Annotated in this window: 16 protein-coding genes; 4 read left to right on the top strand and 12 right to left on the bottom strand. The window is 65.3% G+C overall.

Annotation, left to right across the window (positions count from 1 at the left end):
- Positions 1-64: 64 nt before the first annotated feature.
- From fdhF to mobB, 9 genes are all read right to left on the bottom strand, one after another.
- Positions 65-2833, bottom strand: coding sequence for a formate dehydrogenase subunit alpha (fdhF, locus tag GGD65_RS29575; protein ID WP_018317020.1), 2769 nt, complete (start codon positions 2831-2833; stop codon positions 65-67).
- Complete coding sequence (locus GGD65_RS29570) at positions 2830-4536, bottom strand: NADH-ubiquinone oxidoreductase-F iron-sulfur binding region domain-containing protein (RefSeq protein ID WP_183237498.1); 1707 nt, start codon at positions 4534-4536, stop codon at positions 2830-2832. Before GGD65_RS29570 ends, fdhF begins: the two co-directional genes overlap by 4 nt.
- 284 nt (positions 4537-4820) lie before the next feature.
- Positions 4821-5102: a hypothetical protein gene (locus tag GGD65_RS29565; protein WP_018317018.1), complete on the bottom strand. Its 282-nt coding sequence runs from the start codon at positions 5100-5102 to the stop codon at positions 4821-4823.
- Positions 5103-5186: 84 nt separating this feature from the next.
- The gene (locus tag GGD65_RS29560; protein WP_028142275.1) at positions 5187-6839 is read right to left on the bottom strand and encodes an OFA family MFS transporter; all 1653 of its coding nucleotides are present in this window, start codon (positions 6837-6839) and stop codon (positions 5187-5189) included.
- Between the two features lie 344 nt (positions 6840-7183).
- Positions 7184-9208 (bottom strand): cache domain-containing protein, encoded by a 2025-nt coding sequence (locus GGD65_RS29555; protein ID WP_183237496.1) that lies wholly within the window; start codon positions 9206-9208, stop codon positions 7184-7186.
- Complete coding sequence (locus GGD65_RS29550; protein WP_183237494.1) at positions 9201-10634, bottom strand: sigma-54 dependent transcriptional regulator; 1434 nt, start codon at positions 10632-10634, stop codon at positions 9201-9203. Before GGD65_RS29550 ends, GGD65_RS29555 begins: the two co-directional genes overlap by 8 nt.
- Positions 10635-10830: 196 nt before the next feature.
- Complete coding sequence (locus tag GGD65_RS29545) at positions 10831-11064, bottom strand: sulfurtransferase TusA family protein (protein ID WP_100231531.1); 234 nt, start codon at positions 11062-11064, stop codon at positions 10831-10833.
- A 45-nt stretch (positions 11065-11109) separates the two neighbouring features.
- Positions 11110-12366 (bottom strand): gephyrin-like molybdotransferase Glp, encoded by a 1257-nt coding sequence (gene glp, locus GGD65_RS29540; protein ID WP_183237493.1) that lies wholly within the window; start codon positions 12364-12366, stop codon positions 11110-11112.
- Between the two features lie 9 nt (positions 12367-12375).
- Complete coding sequence (mobB, locus tag GGD65_RS29535) at positions 12376-12903, bottom strand: molybdopterin-guanine dinucleotide biosynthesis protein B (protein ID WP_092261702.1); 528 nt, start codon at positions 12901-12903, stop codon at positions 12376-12378.
- 183 nt (positions 12904-13086) lie between these two features.
- On the opposite strand from mobB, the gene fdhD reads away from it, so the two are divergent.
- From fdhD to GGD65_RS29520, 3 genes are all read left to right on the top strand, one after another.
- Positions 13087-13977, top strand: coding sequence for a formate dehydrogenase accessory sulfurtransferase FdhD (gene fdhD / locus GGD65_RS29530; RefSeq protein WP_018317011.1), 891 nt, complete (start codon positions 13087-13089; stop codon positions 13975-13977).
- The gene (mobA, locus tag GGD65_RS29525) at positions 13958-14599 is read left to right on the top strand and encodes a molybdenum cofactor guanylyltransferase MobA (protein WP_183237491.1); all 642 of its coding nucleotides are present in this window, start codon (positions 13958-13960) and stop codon (positions 14597-14599) included. The genes fdhD and mobA overlap by 20 nt, the downstream gene beginning before the upstream one ends.
- Positions 14600-14692: 93 nt before the next feature.
- Positions 14693-14923: a hypothetical protein gene (locus tag GGD65_RS29520; protein ID WP_183237490.1), complete on the top strand. Its 231-nt coding sequence runs from the start codon at positions 14693-14695 to the stop codon at positions 14921-14923.
- Between the two features lie 71 nt (positions 14924-14994).
- Here GGD65_RS29520 and GGD65_RS29515 read toward each other — a convergent pair whose 3' ends face one another.
- The 3 genes from GGD65_RS29515 to GGD65_RS29505 are packed head-to-tail and all read right to left on the bottom strand — an operon-like array spanning position 14995 to position 18946.
- Positions 14995-16956 (bottom strand): molybdopterin biosynthesis protein, encoded by a 1962-nt coding sequence (locus GGD65_RS29515; protein WP_183237489.1) that lies wholly within the window; start codon positions 16954-16956, stop codon positions 14995-14997.
- 1 nt (position 16957) lies between these two features.
- Complete coding sequence (locus GGD65_RS29510; RefSeq protein ID WP_183237487.1) at positions 16958-18064, bottom strand: molybdopterin-binding protein; 1107 nt, start codon at positions 18062-18064, stop codon at positions 16958-16960.
- Between the two features lie 54 nt (positions 18065-18118).
- Positions 18119-18946, bottom strand: a complete 828-nt coding sequence (locus GGD65_RS29505; RefSeq protein ID WP_183237485.1) for a substrate-binding domain-containing protein — start codon at positions 18944-18946, stop codon at positions 18119-18121.
- A gap of 45 nt (positions 18947-18991) precedes the next feature.
- Here GGD65_RS29505 and GGD65_RS29500 point away from each other — a divergent pair, with 45 nt between their 5' ends.
- The gene (locus tag GGD65_RS29500) at positions 18992-19207 is read left to right on the top strand and encodes a hypothetical protein (protein WP_143109122.1); all 216 of its coding nucleotides are present in this window, start codon (positions 18992-18994) and stop codon (positions 19205-19207) included.
- Positions 19208-19215: the final 8 nt, after the last annotated feature.

The following is a 19215-nucleotide window of genomic DNA, read 5'->3' as shown; positions in this document are numbered from 1 at the left end:
CTGGCTTTCGCCAGGACGACACCGAGGGTTTGGCAGCAACGTGCCGCCAAGCGAAGGCAGTGCCCTACTCCGCCGCGTCCCGCATTTCCACGCGCTCGGCCCGGGCCGCGCAGAACTTGAACTCCGGGATCTTGCCGAACGGATCGAGCGCCGGATTGGTCAGCAGGTTCGCCGCCGCCTCCGCATAGCAGAACGGCATGAACACCATGTTCTCCGGCACGTCGCGGTCCGAGCGGACCTTGACCTCGACCGCGCCGCGGCGGGTCTCCAGACGAATGAAATCGCCCGGTGTAAGGTTCTTCTTGCGCATGTCCTTCGGCGACATGAAGGCGACCGCCTCCGGCTCGATCTGGTCGAGCACCTGGGCGCGGCGGGTCATCGAACCGGTGTGCCAGTGCTCCAGCACGCGACCGGTCGACAGCACCATCGGATACTCGGCGTCGGGGATCTCGTCCGGCGGGATGACCTTGGCCGGCACGATCTTGCCGCGGCCGCTGGCGGTCGGGAAGCCCGTGGTGAAGATGATCTCATTGCCGGGCTTGTTGGGATCGTCGACCGGATAGGTCACCGCGCCTTCGCGCACCAGCCGCTCCCAGGTGATGTTCTTCAGCGACGGCATCAGCTCTGCCATCTCGGTGAAGACGTCGCCCGGGCCGGCGTAATTCCAGGGCAGGCCCATGCGCTTGCCGATCTCCTGGATGATCCAGAGATCCTGCCGCGCATCGCCCGGAGGCTTGATCACCTGGCGGGCGAGCTGCACGCGGCGATCGGTATTGGTGAAGGAGCCGTCCTTCTCCGCGAACGCCGAAGCCGGCAGGATGACGTCGGCATGGAACGCGGTCTCGGTGACGAAGAGATCCTGCACCACGAGATGATCGAGCATGGCGAGCGCATGGCGCGCATGCTGCAGATCCGGATCGGACATCGCGGGGTTCTCACCCTCGATATACATTCCCGTGATCTCGCCGGCGTGGATCGCATTCATGATCTCGACCACGGTCAGGCCGCGGACGGGATCGAGATCCTGCTGCCACAGCTTTTCGAAGCTGCCGCGCAGATCGTCGCGACCAACCGGCTGATAGTCCGGCAGGAACATCGGGATCAGGCCGGCGTCGGAGGCGCCCTGCACGTTGTTCTGGCCGCGCAGCGGATGCAGGCCGGTGCCGGGACGGCCGACCTGGCCGGTGATCAGCGCCAGCGCAATCAGGCAGCGCGCATTGTCGGTGCCGTGGACATGCTGGCTGATGCCCATGCCCCAGAAGATGATCGACGATTTTGCGCGGGCATATGTCCGGGCAACCTCGCGCAAGGTTTGCGCCGGGATGCCGCAGATCGCTTCCATCTTCTCCGGCGCGAATTCCTTGATCTTCTCCTTGAGGTCCTCGAAGCCTTCGGTGTAGCCGGCGATGTACTGGTCGTCGGTCAGCCCTTCGGTGATGATCGTGTGGATCATCGCGTTCAGCATTGCGACGTCGGAGCCGGGCTTGAACTGCAGGTGTTTGGTCGCGTGGCGCGACAGCGTCTGCCGGCGCGGATCCATCACGAACAGCTTTGCGCCGTTCTGCTTGACCGCATTCTTGATGAAGGTCGCGGCGACCGGATGGTTCACGGTCGGGTTGGCGCCGATCACGATGATCACTTCGGCATCCATCGCAGCCGAGAATGGCGCCGATACCGCGCCCGAGCTTAAGCCTTCGAACAGCGCCGCCACCGACGAGGCGTGGCACAGTCGGGTGCAATGGTCGACGTTGTTGGAGCCGAAGCCGGTACGCACCAGCTTCTGGAACAGATAGGCCTCTTCGTTCGAGCCCTTGGCCGAGCCGAAGCCCGCCAGCGCCTTCACACCCTTCTCGTCGCGGATCTTGACGAGGCCCTTGGCGGCGATGTCGAGCGCTTCCTCCCAGCTCGCTTCACGGAAATGGGTGAAGGGATTGGCGGGATCGACCTGGTCGTTGGCATCCTTCTTCGCGTTCGGCAGCCGCACCAGCGGCTTGGTCAGGCGATGCGGGTGATGGATGTAGTCGAAGCCGAAGCGGCCCTTGACGCAGAGACGGTTGCGGTTGGCGGGGCCGTCACGGCCTTCCGCATAGATCACCTTCTCGTCCTTGACCTCGTAGGTCACCTGGCAGCCGACGCCGCAGAACGGACAGAGCGAATCCACCTTCTTGTCGGCATAGGTGACACGGGTCTGCTTCTCGTCGAGCATCACGGCCGGCATCAACGCGCCGGTCGGGCAAGCCTGCACGCATTCGCCGCAGGCGACGCAGGTGGACTCGCCCATGGGATCGTCGAAGTCGAACACGATCTTCGAGCCATGGTTGCGATAGGCCATGCCGATGACGTCGTTGACCTGGACCTCGCGGCAGGCGCGTACGCACAAGCCGCACTGGATGCAGGCGTCGAGGTTGACGCGCATCGCCGGATGGCTGGCGTCGGTTGCCCAGCGCTCGGCGGCGGGGAAGCGGCTCTCGGTGACGCCTGTCGTCTCGGCCCAGTGCCAGAATTTCGAATCCGGATCGTGGCTGGTCTCGCGCGCCGGCTGGTCGGCGACGAGCAGCTCCATCACCATCTTCTGCGCCGACACCGCGCGCGCGGACTCCGACTTCACCTTCATGCCGACCGACGGCGTGCGCTTGCAGGACGCAGCCAGCACGCGCTCGCCCTCGATCTCGACCATGCAGGCGCGGCAATTGCCGTCGGGCCGATAATCGGGCGCGGGCGAATAGCACAGATGCGGGATCTCGCGGCCCTGGCGTTTTGCGACTTGCCAGATTGTCTCGCCGGGATTGGCTTCGACCTGCTTGCCGTCGAGCTCAAACGTAATCTTGGTCATTCGGCCGCTTCCTTGAACTCGTCAGGGAAATATTTGATCACGGTGGCCAGCGGATTCGATGCCGCCTGTCCAAGCCCGCAAATCGAGGCATCGCGCATCGCCTGGCTCAATTCTTCCAGAAGAGCGCGGTTCCAGACCGGCTTCTGCATCAGCAGCGCCGCCTTCTGGGTTCCGACACGGCACGGCGTGCACTGGCCGCAGCTTTCGTCCTCGAAGAATTTCATCAGGTTCAACGCCGCCGCGCGCACGCTGTCCTTTTGCGACAGGATCACGATCGCGGCAGAGCCGATGAAGCAGCCGTATTTTTCCAGCGTGCCGAAATCGAGCGGGATATCGTCCATCGACGCCGGCAGGATACCGCCGGATGCGCCGCCCGGCAGGTACGCATAGAACTGATGGCCATCGGCCATGCCGCCGCAGAATTCGTCGATTAGCTCGCGCACGGTGATGCCCGCGGGTGCGAGCTTCATGCCGGGATTCTTGACTCGGCCCGAGACCGAGAAGCTGCGCAGGCCATGACGCTCGTGGCGACCATTGCCCTTCCACCAATCAGCGCCCTTCTCGACGATGTCGCGCACCCACCACAGCGTCTCGATGTTGTTGATCAGCGTCGGCAGGCCGAACAGGCCGACCTGGAACGGATAAGGCGGCTTGTGCCGGGGCAGGCCACGCTTGCCCTCGATGCTTTCGAGCAGTGAGGATTCCTCACCGCAGATATAGGCGCCGGCGCCGCGGCGCATGTGCAGCGTTGGACCGCCCGGCGGAAGCTTTGCGATCTCGCGCTCCAGAATCTCGCGCGAGGCCGGATATTCGTCGCGCAGGTAGATGTAGACATCGGAGGCCTGCACCACATGCGCGCCGATCAGCATGCCCTCGATGAAGCGATGCGGGTCGCTTTCGAGATAGACGCGGTCCTTGAACGTGCCGGGCTCGCCCTCGTCGCCGTTGATCGCCATCAGCCGCGGGCCGGGCTCGCCGAGCACGGCGCGCCATTTCCGTCCCGTCGGGAAGCCGGCGCCGCCAAGGCCGCGCAGCGAAGCATCGTCGAGCGATTTCAAAAGATTGTCGGTCGACAGTTCGCCCGAGCGCAGGCGGCTCAGCAGCTTGTAGCCGCCGCCCGCGACGTAGGCCTCGTAGCCGATATAGTTGGGCAGATGCGCGTGAGTGTCGCCGACCTTCGCCGCCGCCATCACATTGGCGACGGTCGCATGATCGACGAAATTGTGCCCGACCTCGGCTGCCGGCGCAGTATCACAACGACCGACGCAGGGCGCGCGCACCACACGGATGCCAGGGCCGCTTGCGCTTTGCAGATCCTCGAGCAGCTTCTCACCGCCGAGCATCGCACAGGTCAGGGAGTCACAGACGCGGATCGTCAGCGGGGCGATATCCGGCTCGCCCTCCTTCACCACGTCGAAATGCGCGTAGAACGTCGCGGTCTCGAACACTTCGGCGAAAGCGAGCTTCATCTCGTCGGCGAGCGCGGCCAGATGCGCGGCCGAGATCTGATGATATCTGTCCTGGATCAGGTGCAGATATTCGATCAGGAGATCACGCCGCCGCGGCCTGTCGCCGAGCAGCTGCTCGATCTCGTGCGCGGCGGTGGGATCGACCTGCCGCCCCTTGGGCGTGGCCTTGGCGCGCTTGCGTCCCTCACCGGGATGCTCGAACGGGCGGACCTTGTGCACGTCGTCGTGGCTCATCGATTCGTCTCGATCTCGTCTTTTAGAACGACTCCAGTTCTAGCTCCTGGCATGCCAGATGCCAAGCAAATTATCATGCTCGCGGAAGCAGTTAAGCGCAGCCCAAGGGCAACCCAGGATCGCGGCCCGGACACGGCCTTGCGTTCGTCCAACGCGCCAATCGATAGAACGAAGCCTGAATTGGTCTGGAGATCAATAAAGGCTTCCTATGCTGCGATAGCGAAATCGTATCGAGCTCCGCTCCGAGGCTGCAGGTGACCTCTCCGTGCCCCAATGCTGACGGGTCAGCTCTTGCCCATGCACTCCTCGATATAGAACCAGCGATCGTCGCCCGCGAGGCCCTTGGCCTTCACGTCCTTGCGGCACTCCCTAAGCTTTGACTTGTTGGCGCTCCATTTGGCCTTCATGTCCTTGAGCTTCTGCGCGGTCAGCTTGATCTTGCCGGGCTTGGCCTCGGTCGCGGCGGGCGGCGTTACAGCCGGTGCCGCGGCGGTTTGTGCGGATGCGGATTGCAGGGCGCCGGCGACGAGCAGCACGGCGGCTGCACAAACGAGCTTACGAACCATCGAATTCCCCCAGGGAAGTTTTGAAACAATCGAAATGAGCGGCGGGGGCGCGCATGGTGCGCTCCCGCCGCGATGAACGTGCGATCAGAAGATCTTGACCGCGCTCTCCAGCGTCTTCCAGACGCCCCAAGCCAGCGGCACGCCGACAAAGGCCCAGAACAGCGCCGCATTGGCATCCAGACCGCCCTTGCCGATGCCGAACGAGCCGTGCTGGACCGACGCTTCGCTCTTCGCACTGGCCGCCTGCAGGCGGGCCACCTCCTCGTGGCTCATGTTCCACTTCGGATCGACCGGCTTGATCAGGTAGTTGCAGATCAAACCGGCGATCAGCATGGCACACAGGATGTACATCGTCGTGTTGTAGAGCTGATCACGCGGCACGCCGGCCGCGAGCTGGAACTCGCGGATGTAGTTGACCACGACCGGACCGATGATGCCGGCAGTCGACCATGCCGTCAGCAACCGGCCATGGATGGCGCCGACGAACTGGGTGCCGAACATGTCGGCAAGATAGGCCGGCACCGTCGCGAAGCCGCCGCCGTACATCGACAGGATGATGCCGAATCCGAGCACGAACAGCAGTTTCGAGCCCATCGCCGCGAAGGTGGGCGCCAGCGCGTAGAGCACGATGCCGAGGATGAAGAACGTGTAGTAGGTGTTCTTGCGCCCCATGAGGTCCGACATCGACGCCCAGAAGAACCGGCCGCCGATATTGAACAGCGATAGCAGGCCGGCGAAGCCGGCGGCGATCGCCGCGATCGATGCCTTCTGTTCGACCGAAAGCTGGCTGAACGTCAGCTCCGGATGCCCGATCAACTTGCCGGCGAAGATTTCCTGGAGCATGGGCGAGGCCATGCCGATCACACCGATACCCGCCGAGACGTTCAAGCAGAGCACCCACCAGATCAGCCAGAATTGCGGCGTCTTGTGCGCGTTGTTGAGGTGCACATGGTGCTCGGTGATCATCGACTTCTTCTCGCTTGGCGGCGTCCAGCCATCAGGCTGCCAGCCGGGCGGCGTCACCCGATACGAAAAGGCACCGATCGTCATGAAGATGAAATAGATCACGCCCATCACGACGAAGGTCTGCCAGACGCCGACATCCGTTGCGGTCTTGAAGTAGTTGATCAGCAGATTGGCGAGCGGCGCACCGATCATCGCACCACCGCCAAAACCCATGATGGCCATGCCCGTCGCCATGCCGCGACGATCGGGGAACCATTTGATCAGCGTCGACACCGGCGAGATATAGCCGAGGCCGAGGCCGACGCCGCCGATGACGCCGGCCCCGAGCCACATGATCCAGAGTTGATGGACGTAGACGCCGAAGGCGCCGATCAACAGGCCGCCGCCCCAGCAAAGCGCGGCAACGAAACCTGCCTTGCGCGGGCCGGCACGCTCGAGCCAACCGCCCCAAATCGCGGCAGAGACGCCGAGCAGGACGAAGAACAGCGTGTACATCCAGCCGAGGCTCGCGACCTTCCAATCGCAGGTCGTGGTGAACAGCTCCTGCCACAGCGAGATGTCGGGGCAAGCCTTGCTCTGCGTGATGCCGATCGAGCGCGACAGCGGCAGCCAGAACACCGAGAAGCCGTAGGCCATGCCGATGCAGAGATGGATGCACAGAGCGGCCGGCGGCACCAGCCAGCGATTGAACCCGGCCTTCGCGATCGTGCGTTCACGATCGAGGAAGCCGGAAGCACCAACCGGTGCAAGAACGGTATCGGCAGTTGTCATAAGCATTCCCTCCCAAGCGCGGCCTTGCCGGCACATCGGTTTGAGACCGGTCGTGTGCGTGCTTTCAGCCGCGCATGACAGGTCGGACTTCATTCATGCCGAAGTGGAATCGTCTGGTGCGCATCCGTCTTGTGCGCCGAGCAAGCAACTGATCGCGGGCGATGTCCCTTCGCCTCGCAAGCAGCGTTGCCTTGACGGCTATCGCGCCCTCATCCCCCTCAACACCCTGCCTTGAGAAGAGCAACGCGCGTGCCAGAAGTCGCATCGTGACGATTCAACGACTTCCCGCAGCGCAGCGTGCCGCGCCGGACAGAATGTCCCGAATCCAAGGACAAAATGTCCAATCAGGTCGCCTCGGGCAGCCACATCGTGAAGGTGCTCCCGGAACCGAGGTGGCTTTCCGCCGTGATCTGTCCGCCCTGGCGCTTGATCAGCGTCTGGCTGATGGAGAGGCCCAGTCCGGTGCCTTGCCGCCGTTTGGTGGTGTAGAAGGGGTCGAATATCTTTTCGATCACGTCTGCGCTCATGCCGATTCCGGTATCAGTGACCTCGATGGCGACGCCTCGATGGCCGTCGCGCTCGGCATCGAAGGAGCGGAGCGTCAGGGTCCCGCCGTCCGGCATGGCGTGGATCGCGTTGACGACGAGATTGACCAGGACCTGCTGCAGCTCGTTCCGGTTCATCAGCACGAGCCGGCTGGCGCGATCGTCCCTGACCACGGCGATCTCGGTCTTGTTCAGAAGATGCTGCACCAGCGGCAGACAATCGGAGATGACGCTCGTCGGCGCATGGCGCTCGACATAACCGGCATATTCCTCCGGCCTTGCAAACTGCAGCAGCTTGGTCACGATCTGGCTGATGCGGTGAATCTGCTCGTCGAGCAGGCGAAACTCGACCTTCGCCTTGTCGGCATCGGCCCCGAACACGCTGCGGATGACGTCGAGATTGCCCTGCATCACCGCGATCGGATTGTTGATCTCGTGCGCAACGCCGGCGGTGATCTCGCCGATCGCAGCCAGCTTCTCGGACATGATGAGTTGCTTGGTGGTTGCCTCGAGCTTGAGATTGGCGTGCTCGAGGTCGCGGGTGCGCTCCAGCACGCGGACGTTCAGTTCCTCATTCCACTCCCGGAGCTGCCGGTCGCGTTCCTGGATCTGGTCGAGTAGGCTGTCGAGATGAACCGCGACACGGCCGATCTCGTCACCCAACACCGGCATCTTGGTGCGGGCGGACAGGTTCCCGCGCTCCACCTCGCCGATCGTCACCGTGACGCGCTCCAGCGGCATGAAGATGGAGGTCGCCCAGCGCAGGAAGATCGGTACGGTCGCGGCGGTGATGGCAATGAACGCTGCGATGATGATCACCAACGTCTGGTACTTGGCTTCACTGAACGGCTTCTCCAGAAAGCCGACATAGAGCATGCCGACCCGCTTGCCATAACTGTCGACCAGCGGCTCGTAAGCGGAGATGTACCAGTCATTGACCACGAAAGCGCTGTCGAGCCAGGTGTGCCCCTCGCCCAGCACGGCCGAGCGCACCGCCGCCGACACGCGCGTGCCGAGCGCGCGCCGGCCCTCGAACAGGCGGACGTTGGTCGAGATCCGCACGTCGTCCAGGAACAGCGTCGCGGTGCCCTGGCTGCCCTCCGGCAGGCTCGCCGCGCGGTAGACGAGATCGTTGATCGTGTCGATGAATTCGAGGTTCTGGTTGAGCAGCGTGCCGCCGACCAGCGCAGCGGCGCCCCCGTCAGGCAGCATCGCCCGGCTCGCCGCGTGCACGACCATGCCGCGCGTCTCCGTGCTGCGGTCGGTCGGCACCGCGTTCGGGGTCGGCACCAGGTCCAATCGCGCGCGCTCGGCCAGGGCCGGCGAAATTGCGGCGAGCTCGTCATTGCCGAAAATGTCGACGCCCGTCGCTGGGACCTGGCCCGACAGCGCCGACATGATGATCGGCCAGTCGCCTCTCGGTTGACGCTGCAGCGGGGGCGATGAGGCCAGGACGTCGCCGCGATCATTGGTCAGGTACAGGAAATCGAGACCGATCTCCTTGCGGGTCTCGTCGAGCAGGTCCCGCAGCGAGCCGCGCGCATCCGGCGCCAGCACCTCCTGGAAGCGGGCCGACAGGCCGAGCGCCCGGATCTGGACGCCGGTCTTTTCCAGGATGCGGGCGAGATATTGATGGGCGATGGTGAGATCGCCGTTCACCTTGGAAATCAGGGCCGCGTCGAATTTTGCGTTCCAGCGATAGATTGCGACGCCGAGCAGGAGCGGCAGGATGACCAGCATCGGCAGCAGAGCGATCGCGAGCAACCGGAAGCGGACGGAGCGTCCCCGCACGAGCTCACCGCTGCGGCGGGCACCATCAGACATCCCATAACGCGCATTTGCGGTCGATGGTCTTGCGCGAGATACCGAGACGCCGCGCCGCCTCCTCGCGATTGCCATTGACCTCCTTCAGCACGCCGAGGATGTGACGGCGCTCGAGCTCGGCGAGACTGTCCGCAGGCGCCGACTGGCCGTCGTTGCGGGGACCGGCGAAATCGTCGGGGAAGGCGCCGAGGATCAGCGTGCGCTCGATCAAATTGCGCAGCTCGCGCACATTGCCCGGCCAGTCATAGCTTGCGAGCGCCGCTCGCACCGAGGCGTCGATCGTCACCGGCGGCATGCCGAGCTGGGTCGACAGCTTGCTCATGAAGATGGCGGCAAGCTCCTGCACGTCGTCGCCCCGATCCTTCAGCAGCGGCAGGTGGATCTGCATCACGTTGAGCCGGTAGAACAGATCGGCTCGGAAACGGCCCTTCTCGACCTCTTTCTGAAGCTCGGCATTGGTTGCGAAGATGAAGCGCAGGTCGACCGGAACTTCACGCTCGGAGCCGACCGGACGGACGCGGCGGTCTTCGAGCACGCGAAGCAGCTTGCTCTGCATCGGCAGCGGCAGCTCACCGATCTCGTCGAGGAACAGCGTGCCGCCATGCGCATACAGGAACAAGCCCTCACGCCCCGAATCGGCACCGGTGAAGGCGCCCTTGATGTGCCCGAACAGCTCCGCCTCGATCATCTCGGGCGGGATCGCCGCACAATTCACGGGCACGAAGGGCTTGTCGGCGCGATCGGACAGCGAGTGGATCGAGCGCGCTGCCACTTCCTTGCCGGTGCCGGATGCGCCGGTGAGGAGAACCGAGGTCGGCAGGCGCGCGACGCGAGCGATGGTCTCACGCACGCGCAGCGTCGCTGCCGATTGTCCGATCAGATTGTCGCGCAGAAAGGTGCGGTCGGACGAGGCGCGCAGGGCGTAGCGCAGGACATAGTTCTCGCGCTGGAGGCGGACACGGTCGAGGCATCGTGCCACCGCGTTGAGGATCTGGTTGGAGCGGAACGGCTTGAGCACGAAATCGGCCGCACCGGCGCGCAGGGCCTGGATCGCGGTGTCGAGGTCGGCATAGGCGGTGATCAGGATGGCGTCGGCGAAAAAGCCGACGGCGCGCTGCTCGGCGAGCCAATCGACGCCGTTCTTGCCGGGCATGATGTTGTCGAGAATGACGACGTCGTAGCGGTTGGAATCGAGCTTGCGCGAGGCCTGGTCGGTATCGGCCGCCTCGTCCACCAGCTTGCAGCGCGGCGCAAGCGTACGCACCAGGAAATTGCGCATGCCCGGCTCGTCGTCGACGATCAGGATGGAGGCCTGCGCCAGCGCGCCGAACTCCGGCCCTGCAGCCGTCTTGCCGGGCTTGACGGCAGGCTCGCGGCCCGCCGCGGGACCTGCGGCAGCGCTTGCCCTCGATGTTGAGAAAGTCATGCCCGACGTCTTTGAGAGTCTTGGGTTTGAGGGGTCTTGGGTTTGAGGGTCTTGGGATTGAGGGTCTTGGGATTGAGGGTCTTGGGTTTGGGCTCATCCACGGCAGCAATCGGCGCCTTTCGCATTGCAGCGAAGTTCCGGCCGTGTCCCGCGCAGGCAACATAGTCAAACGTCGCCGCCGTGAATATTCGCCTTTCTACGGGGCGTCGCCCTTTTCGACCAGGAACACGATGCGCGCCTCGTTGCGTTCGGTGATCTCGACCTTGTCGCCGGTCTCGCGGATCAGGTTCGGAATGTCAATCACCGACAAGGGATCGGTGCAGTGGACCTCGAGCTGATCGCCCGGCTGCAATGGCTTGAGCGCCTTGCGCGTCTTCAGGGCGGGCAGCGGGCATTTCAGTCCGGTGAGATCGAGCGTCGTTCTGGTCATGGGCGCAACATGGCGGGACCGATCGATGGCGTCAACGCGACGCCGCTAGAGCAGATCGGCGTAGGACAAAAAACCTACGGCCTGCCCCGGCTCGACGCCCGTGATGCTCTCACCGAGCTCGACGAGGCCGTCGGTCTCAACCAGCGAGGACAACAGCCCGGCCCCTTCGCGCGGAAACTTCACCGCCTCCAGTGTACCGTCCTCCGCCCGCCGCAAGGAGACGCGAACATATTCGCGCCGGCCTGCCTTCTTCTTGTAGGTGAAAGCCGCCCGCAGTTGGATCGGCAGAAGCGGCTCCGGCAGGCCCCCGGCGAGCGCCAGCACTGTCGGCCGCACTACATGGACGAAGGTGACGAAGCTCGCGACGGGATTGCCCGGCAATCCGATCAGCGGCGTGCCGTCGATGATACCCATCGCCACGGGACGGCCAGGCTTGATCGCCATCCGCCACAGCACCAGCGAGCCGATGCTCTCGACCGCCGCCTTGACGTGGTCCTCCTCGCCGGTCGAGACGCCGCCGGTGGTGAGGATCAGGTCATGATCCCCGGCCACCTGCTTCAAGCCATTGCCGAGCGAAGTCCGCTCGTCGCGCAAGATGCCGAGATCGCTGACCTCGCAGCCGAGCCGGCGCAGCATCGCCATCAGCATGAAGCGGTTGGAATCGAACAGTTGCGAGGCCGCGCGCGGCTCGCCGGGCGAGGCCAACTCGTCGCCGGTCGAGAACACCGCAACGCGAATGCGCCTGATGACGTCGAGACTGACAAGACCGAACGCCGCGGCGAGCGCGACATGCTGCGGCCGCAAGCGCTGGCCGGTGCGCAGCGCGACGTGCCCTTTCGGGATGTCCTCGCCGGCGGGGCGAACATTGGCACCGGGCTTCAGCCCCGGCGGCAGCACGATCCTGCCGGAATCGTCGATGCGGACGTCCTCCTGCATGAAGACGGTTTCGGCATCCGGCGGCATCGGCGCGCCCGTGAAAATGCGCGCGGTATGGCCGGGCTTGATCGGCGCCTGTGCGAGGCCGCCGGCCTGGATGCGGCCGTCGAGCGGGAACGCCCGCTCCGCGCCTTCAGGAATGTCGCCGTTACGCACGGCGTAGCCGTCGACGGCCGAGTTGGTGAAGGGCGGCAGCGGCAAGGGCGCTGCGACATCGCGCGCCAGCACGCGCCCGTCTGCGTCGATGAGCGCCACCGTCTCCAGATCGGCGATCGCGTTGACGCGCGTCGTGATGAGACCAACGGCCTCGTCGACCGACATCATCGGGCCGCCGAAGGCAAAGCAATCGTCCGAGAGTTGCGCCATGGTGCCTCGTCAGCGTATCGCGGCGCTTTTCGCCACCGCTTCCTCGACCGGCATCGCGGCGCGCAGCAGCAACGCCGCAGCTGCCGCGACATCGTCGAGATGGACAGTCGGCAGCTTGGTGTCAATGGCGGTGTCGGCCGCGATCCCGGCAATCCCGGGATCGTCGGGAAACAGCAACGGCTTGCCGTTCGCCGCGCGATGCACCTCGATCTTGCGATGCGGCTCGCGCTTGAAGCCCTCGACCACGACGAGATCGACCGCGGAAAGCTTGTTCAGGAGTTCCGGCAGCCGCGGCTCCGCCGCCCCGCGCAGTTCGTGCATCAGGGCCCAGCGGTTTGACGACGCAACCAGCACCTCGGCCGCGCCGGCCTCGCGATGGCGCCAGGAATCCTTGCCGGGCACGTCGACGTCGAACTGGTGATGCGCATGCTTGATGACCGAGACGCGCAGCCCTTGCGCGTTGAAATGCGGGATCAGCCGCGTCAACAGCGTGGTCTTGCCCGCACCGCTCCAGCCTGCAAGGCCGATGACTTTCATTCCAGCTCCGTGTCCGCGAGCGACTTGGTTTTGGTGGAACCGCTATCCCTTCCCGTCATTGCGAGCGAAGCGAAGCAATCCAGACTCCTCGCTTCGCTCCTCGCAACGATGACCGGAGGCATTTCGTTTTCCGTCAGCATGCTTATATCGGCTTGACCCGAATGTCATGCTAACCTCGCCGCCATGATGAAGATCGACAAAGCCCCGGTGCCCCTGATCGTCCCCAACCCGGACGACCCGCGCCTGACCCAGAGCGTGACCGGGACCGACCAGACCGGCGCCAGGGTCGAGATCAAGGTACCGATGGAGCGGCCGCTGACGCTCTACCTGAACTCCCAGGAGATCGTCACCATGATGACGATCGGCGATTACCCCGAATATCTGGCGCTCGGCTACCTGCTGAACCAGAACATGCTGAAATATAATGACGTGGTCACCGAGGTCGAATACGACGACGACCTCCAGGTGGTCGTGGTGCGCACCACGCACCACACCAATTTCGAGGCCAAGCTGAAGAAGCGCACGCAGACCTCGGGCTGCGCGCAGGGCACCGCCTTCGGCGATCTGCTCGAGGCGGTCGAGAGCGTCGCGCTGCCGAAGGCCGAGCTGCGCACGTCCTGGCTGTACCAGATGACGCAGACCATCAACACCATGCCCTCGCTCTATCTCGAGGCCGGCGCGATCCACGGCTGTGTGCTGTGCAAGGAAGGCACCCCGCTCTGCTACACCGAAGACGTCGGCCGCCACAACGCCGTCGACAAGATCGCGGGCTGGATGTACCGCCACGGTGTCGATGCCAGCGACAAGATCCTCTACACCACGGGGCGGCTCACCTCGGAGATGGTGATCAAGACGGTCCGCATGGGAATTCCGATCCTGGTGTCGCGCTCCGGCTTCACCGCCTGGGGCGTCGATCTCGCAAGACAGGTCGGGCTGACGCTGGTCGGACGCACCCGCGGCAAGCGCTTCATCGCGCTCGCGGGCGAGGAACGCATCGTCTACGACCAGGACCTCGCTTACGTCGAGGAAGAGTCGGCCAAGCACAAGCGCAAGGGTGAAGCTGGTGACGACTGACATTCTGCCGACGCAAGGCGTGCTGCTCGCCGGCGGCCTGGCGCGGCGCATGGGCGGTGGCGACAAGCCGATGCGCACCATCGGCGGCCGCACCATCCTGGAGCGCGTGATCGCGCGCCTGTCACCGCAATGCAGCGGGCTGATCCTCAACGCGAACGGCGATCCCGCGCGTTTCGCCGCGTTCGGCCTGCAGGTCGTCGCCGACGACGTGCCCGGCTTTCCCGGCCCGCTCGCCGGCATCCTCGCCGCGCTCGACTGGACCGCGGCGAACCGGCCGGGCGTCGAATGGGTGCTCAGCGCCGCCGGCGACTGCCCGTTCCTGCCGCGCGATCTGGTCGCGCGCCTGCATGAAGCGCGAAAACGGGAGAACGCCCAGCTCGCGGTCGCGGCATCGGGCGAACAGTCGCATCCCGTGATCGGCCTGTGGCGCGTCGCCTTGCGCGACGAGCTCAGGCACGCGCTGGTCGTTGAAGACCTCCGCAAGATCGACCGCTGGACCGCGCGCTATCCACTCGCGACGGTGACGTGGCCGACCGAGCCGCTCGATCCTTTCTTCAACGCCAATACGGTCGAGGATATCGCCGAGGCCGAACGGCTGGCGGCGCTGGATGATGCATCCTAGGGCATTGCTGGAGTTCATGGCCTTGAGCTCCTGGCTATGAACCGAGCCTGAGAAGCGAACGACCAATGATTGGGACGTTGCCCCGGATGAGCCATGGCCGACTCGCTCTTGGAAGTCATTTTCGACGTTGTCGATCTCGCGTTCGATGTTTCGGACGCAATCGATCGCACGAAGCAGCTGAGCAAGCCTGACACCGTCGAAGTCCCGCCGGACCCGAAACCGTTGCCGGCCGCCGCCCAGCGTGCGCTCGCGGAAGCCGAGGAACGGGAGCGCAAACGAGGTCAGTCCGATCAAGCCGTCAGCAGCACCGACCAGGCATCGTAGCTGCAGATCCAGCCGGTATCAGTCCGCTCCTTCCGCCAGATATTTGATGCGCGAGGTCTTCTGCACCGTCGCTACGCAGGCCGGAATCCGGCGCGCTCCAGCGCGGCACGGGCCTCATTCGAGCCAAGCGCATCGAGAAACGCCTGCACCGCCGGCCGGTCCTTGCGCTCCGTGACCAGCGCGAAGTCATAATGCTCTTCCGCGAACGGAATGAAACCGAGGCCGGCCGCATGGGCGACCGGTGCAATGGTCATGCCCCAATCGGCGCGGTGCTGCGCAACAGCTGCCGCGACCGCATTGTGCGAACGCGGCTGATTCCAGTAGCCTTCCGGCCGCGCGCCGCCGAGCAGCCGATCGATCAGGATGCGCGTGCCGGCGCCCTGGTTACGGTTGACCATGATGCAGGCGGGGTCAGCGAGAGCGGCGGCGACGGCCTCCTTCGCGCCGAGGCCCTCGAAACGCCTGTCGTCCTTGCGGAAGACGATGCCCTGCATCCGCCGCCAGCCCGGCACGAGCTCGAGGCCCTCGACGAGATAGGGCGAATTGTACGTCTCGCTCTTGTCATCGAACAGATGGATCGGCGCGAGATCGCATTCGCCGCGCTTTGCGGCCGCGAGTCCGCCGAGGCTGCCGACGGCGATCGAGCGCACGGCCAGGCCGGTATGCGCGAGCTGTGCGGTGACGAGATCGAGGCCGGTGCAATGGCTGCCGACGATGACGAGATCGGGCACGCGCACATGCGGCGTGAACAGCGTCACCTCGGCTTCGGTCCCGGCCGGCATCTGGTCGGCGAGCGCGTCGATGCGCAAAAAGCCGTCGGCCTGCGCGAAGGACGTGATCGCGCCAGACCCCTTGCCGGAGGGATAGGCGATCAGGCCGTCCCTGCCCTCGACCAGCGCCACCATGACGAACTCGGTGCGGCCGAGCTCGGACGCAATGCGCACCGGCACGGTCGCGTTCACCTTGGCATCCGAGCGCGGCGGCAGGCCGGCCAGCTTGCGCAGCACCGGCACGATCATGTCGTGGAAGGTGAACATCGCCGAGGTCGGAAAGCCCGGCAGGATCACCACCGGCTTGCCGTCGCACACCGCAAGGCACAACGGCTTGCCAGGCTTGAGCGCAACGCCATGCGCGATGATGCCGGGCCGGCCGAGCCGGCCGATGATGCGATGGGACAGGTCGCCCGCGCCTTTCGAGGTGCCGCCCGACAGCACCAGCATGTCGGCATCCGCGAGTGCGGCGCGCATGGCAGCTTCGAGCCTGGCTTCATCGTCGGCAATGGCGCCGAGGAAGACCGCCTCGCCGCCATTCTCGTCGATCGCGGCCGCGACGATCGCGCCGTTGGTGTCGTAGATCGCGGCGGGCGGAAGAGCCCCGCCGGGCTGGACCAGCTCGTCACCGGTGGAGATCACCGCAACCCGCGGCTTGCGCGCGACGGCCACCTCGGCAATGCCGCAAGCCGCGAGCATGCCGATCTCGCGCGAGCCGATGATCGTGCCGGCACGCAGCAGCGCCTCGCCGCGCGCAATGTCGGATCCCGCGTACGACACGAATTGCCCCGGCGAGACGGCACGGCGGACGTCGATTGCATCGGATCCAACCGGCTGGGTGTGCTCGACCATGACGACCGCGTCGGCGCCACGCGGCAACGGACCGCCGGTGGCGATCGGCGTTGCGGTTCCCGCCGCCACTTGCATCCTTGGCGCGGTGCCGCAGTGGATGGTCTCGCCGTTCAGCGTGAGGCGCCGGGGAGCGCCTTCGCCGGCCGCCGCAAGGTCGGCCGAGCGCACGGCAAAACCGTCGACATTGGAGCGATCGAAAGGGGGAACGTCGATCGGCGCAATGATGTCTTCAGCGAGTGCCACGCCGAGCGCATCGCCGAGCTTGCGCTTTTCGCTCGGAACGGCGCGCGGGAACAACGCGGCCCCGAAGCGTGCCAGGGCCTCCTCGCGCGAGAGGATCTTGAGGAACTGCTCTTGTTCGAGCGCGCTGCGGATTTGCGATTGCGGGTTCATCGACATGTCAAAACCCATATCATTCCCGCATCAGATAGGCATCGATCGGCACGCCCGCCGCAAATCCCTCGTCCCTGTCGGGAATGAGCAGCCATGCGTCCGCACCAGCAATAGCCTGGAGCGGCCATTCGCCCACGGCAAGCGGCATCCATGCGTGCTGTTCCCGGGCCAGCAAAGCGATCTCGGCGATGCCGACGCTGGATGCGATTTTTCGCGCAAGCGGCAGGATCACGCGCCGGCGCGGCCGGCGCGCCGATAGCCGGTCGACGAGCGGAAGCACGAGCGCGAGCCACGCCGCCAGCGCGTGATCCGGCGAGCCCGGCAAGGCCACGACGGGAACCTTTCCGATCTTCGCGACCGCGGCGGTACGCCCAGGCTGAAGTGCAAGACCGTGGGCGATCACCTGACCACGCTGAGCCAGCGCCGTCACGGTCGCATCGCCGCGGCCAACGCCGCTGCCGCCGACTGAGAGGATCAGATCGCAGGAGGACGTATCGAGCGCATCGGCAATCGCCACCGCATCGCGCGCGCTCGCCTCACACGTCTTCACATCCAGTCCCGCAGCGCGCGCGATCCCCGCGATCATATGCATCGTTGCCGTTGCACCCGGCACGTTGACGATGCGCAGCCGGGGCCGACGCACGCCGAGCTTGTCCAAACCGGCAATGCGTGCGAGCAGCAGATCGGCTGCGACGACCGGTTGGCCCTCGGCGCCGGCCGGCGTGCGCTCCGCGATGTCGCTGCCGCCACGCCTGACGCCCTGCCCCGGCCCGCCCTCCGCCAGCACCTGCACGAGCGGCCCCGATGCATCGACCGCGTCGGCATCGAGCACACAGTCGCAGCCGGCGGGCATCGTGTCACCGGCCTCGACCCACGCGGGCGCTTGTGGCAAAGGCAGCGGCGAATAAGAGGACGCGCCGACGAGATCGTTGGCGCAAAGCGCCCAGCCATCCGCGGCGGCGATGTCGTGATGCGGATGGGCCGCAAGCAGCGGCGTGCCCGCCGCGATGCAGCCGGCCGCTTCGCTCAGCGGCAACTCCACCGGTGAAAGCGGCTCAAGCCCGCTCAGCAACGCGGCGAGCGCGGTGTCGAGCGGCGTCAGCGATGGCGGCAGGCGCTGGGTCATGCGCCATGGTGGACCATGCATCGCCCGGTTTGGCAACCACCGGCGATGCCGACGTCAACCGCCCGACCTGTCCGCATTGGGGAAGAACAGCTGCTGTCCGTCGACCTTGTAGCCTGCGATCGCCGTCTGCCCCTCCGGCGAGGTCAGCCAATCGATGAAGGTCTGCGCGAGATCCTTCTTCACGTTCGGAAACTTCTCGGGGTTCACCAGCATCACGCCATACTGATTGAGCAGCCGCCGGTCGCCTTCGACGACGATATCGAGATCGCCGCGATCCCTGAAGGCGATCCAGCTGCCGCGATCCGACAGCACATAGGCATTGGCGGCGCGCGCGGCGTCGAGAGCCGAGGCCATGCCCTGTGCCGCCTCGCGATACCAGGCGCCCTTGGCTCCGGCGATGTCGATGCCGGCGACGATCCAGAGCGCAAGCTCCGCAGCATGGGTGCCCGACCGGTCGCCGCGCGTCACGAACGGCGCACCCTTGGCCTCGATCGCCTTCAGCGCCGTCGCGATGTCCTTGCCCTTGACGCCGGCGGGATCGTTCTTCGGCCCGATCAGCACATAGTCGTTGTACATCACGTCAAAGCGCTTCACGCCAAACCCGTCCGCGACGAATTTCTCCTCCTGCGGCCGGGCATGCATCAGCACGGCGTCGGCCTCGCCCCTGCGCGGCCCGTCGAGCACCTCGTCGGCGCGCCGCGCGATCACCGTCACGTCGACACCGGTCTTGTCGCGAAAGATCGGCAGCAGATAGTCGAGCAGGCCGGAATCCTGCGTCGCGGTCGTCGTGGCAAGGACGAAGCCGCGGTCCTCGGCGGATGACGCCACAACGGCGGCGGTGAGGCCGCAGAACAGCGCGAATGCAACGGACAGGCGGCCCATGATCGGGGGTTCCTTTGGCTACGACCCGATCATGATGATGATCGATTGCGCCGCACTCGTGACGCGCTTGCCTTTTGCGCACGTCACCCGGGAAATTTCGGCAACGCGCCGAACGATTCAGGATCATTCACCAAAGCAAAAGACGCGCGCGCGGATGTGTTGCAAAGCAGCGAGATGATCGGGCATGGTTCCGGCGGACACGAATTGAAATGCAGAATTCCACCTGCGTCGAACGTCAAAAAGAAGCAAGAATTTGCATAGGAATGCAG

The sequence above is a fragment of the Bradyrhizobium sp. CIR18 genome (assembly GCF_014198295.1).
Classification (GTDB): domain Bacteria; phylum Pseudomonadota; class Alphaproteobacteria; order Rhizobiales; family Xanthobacteraceae; genus Bradyrhizobium.
Note: the sequence above shows the minus strand (reverse complement) of the source record. Positions and strands in the feature narration are given on the sequence as shown.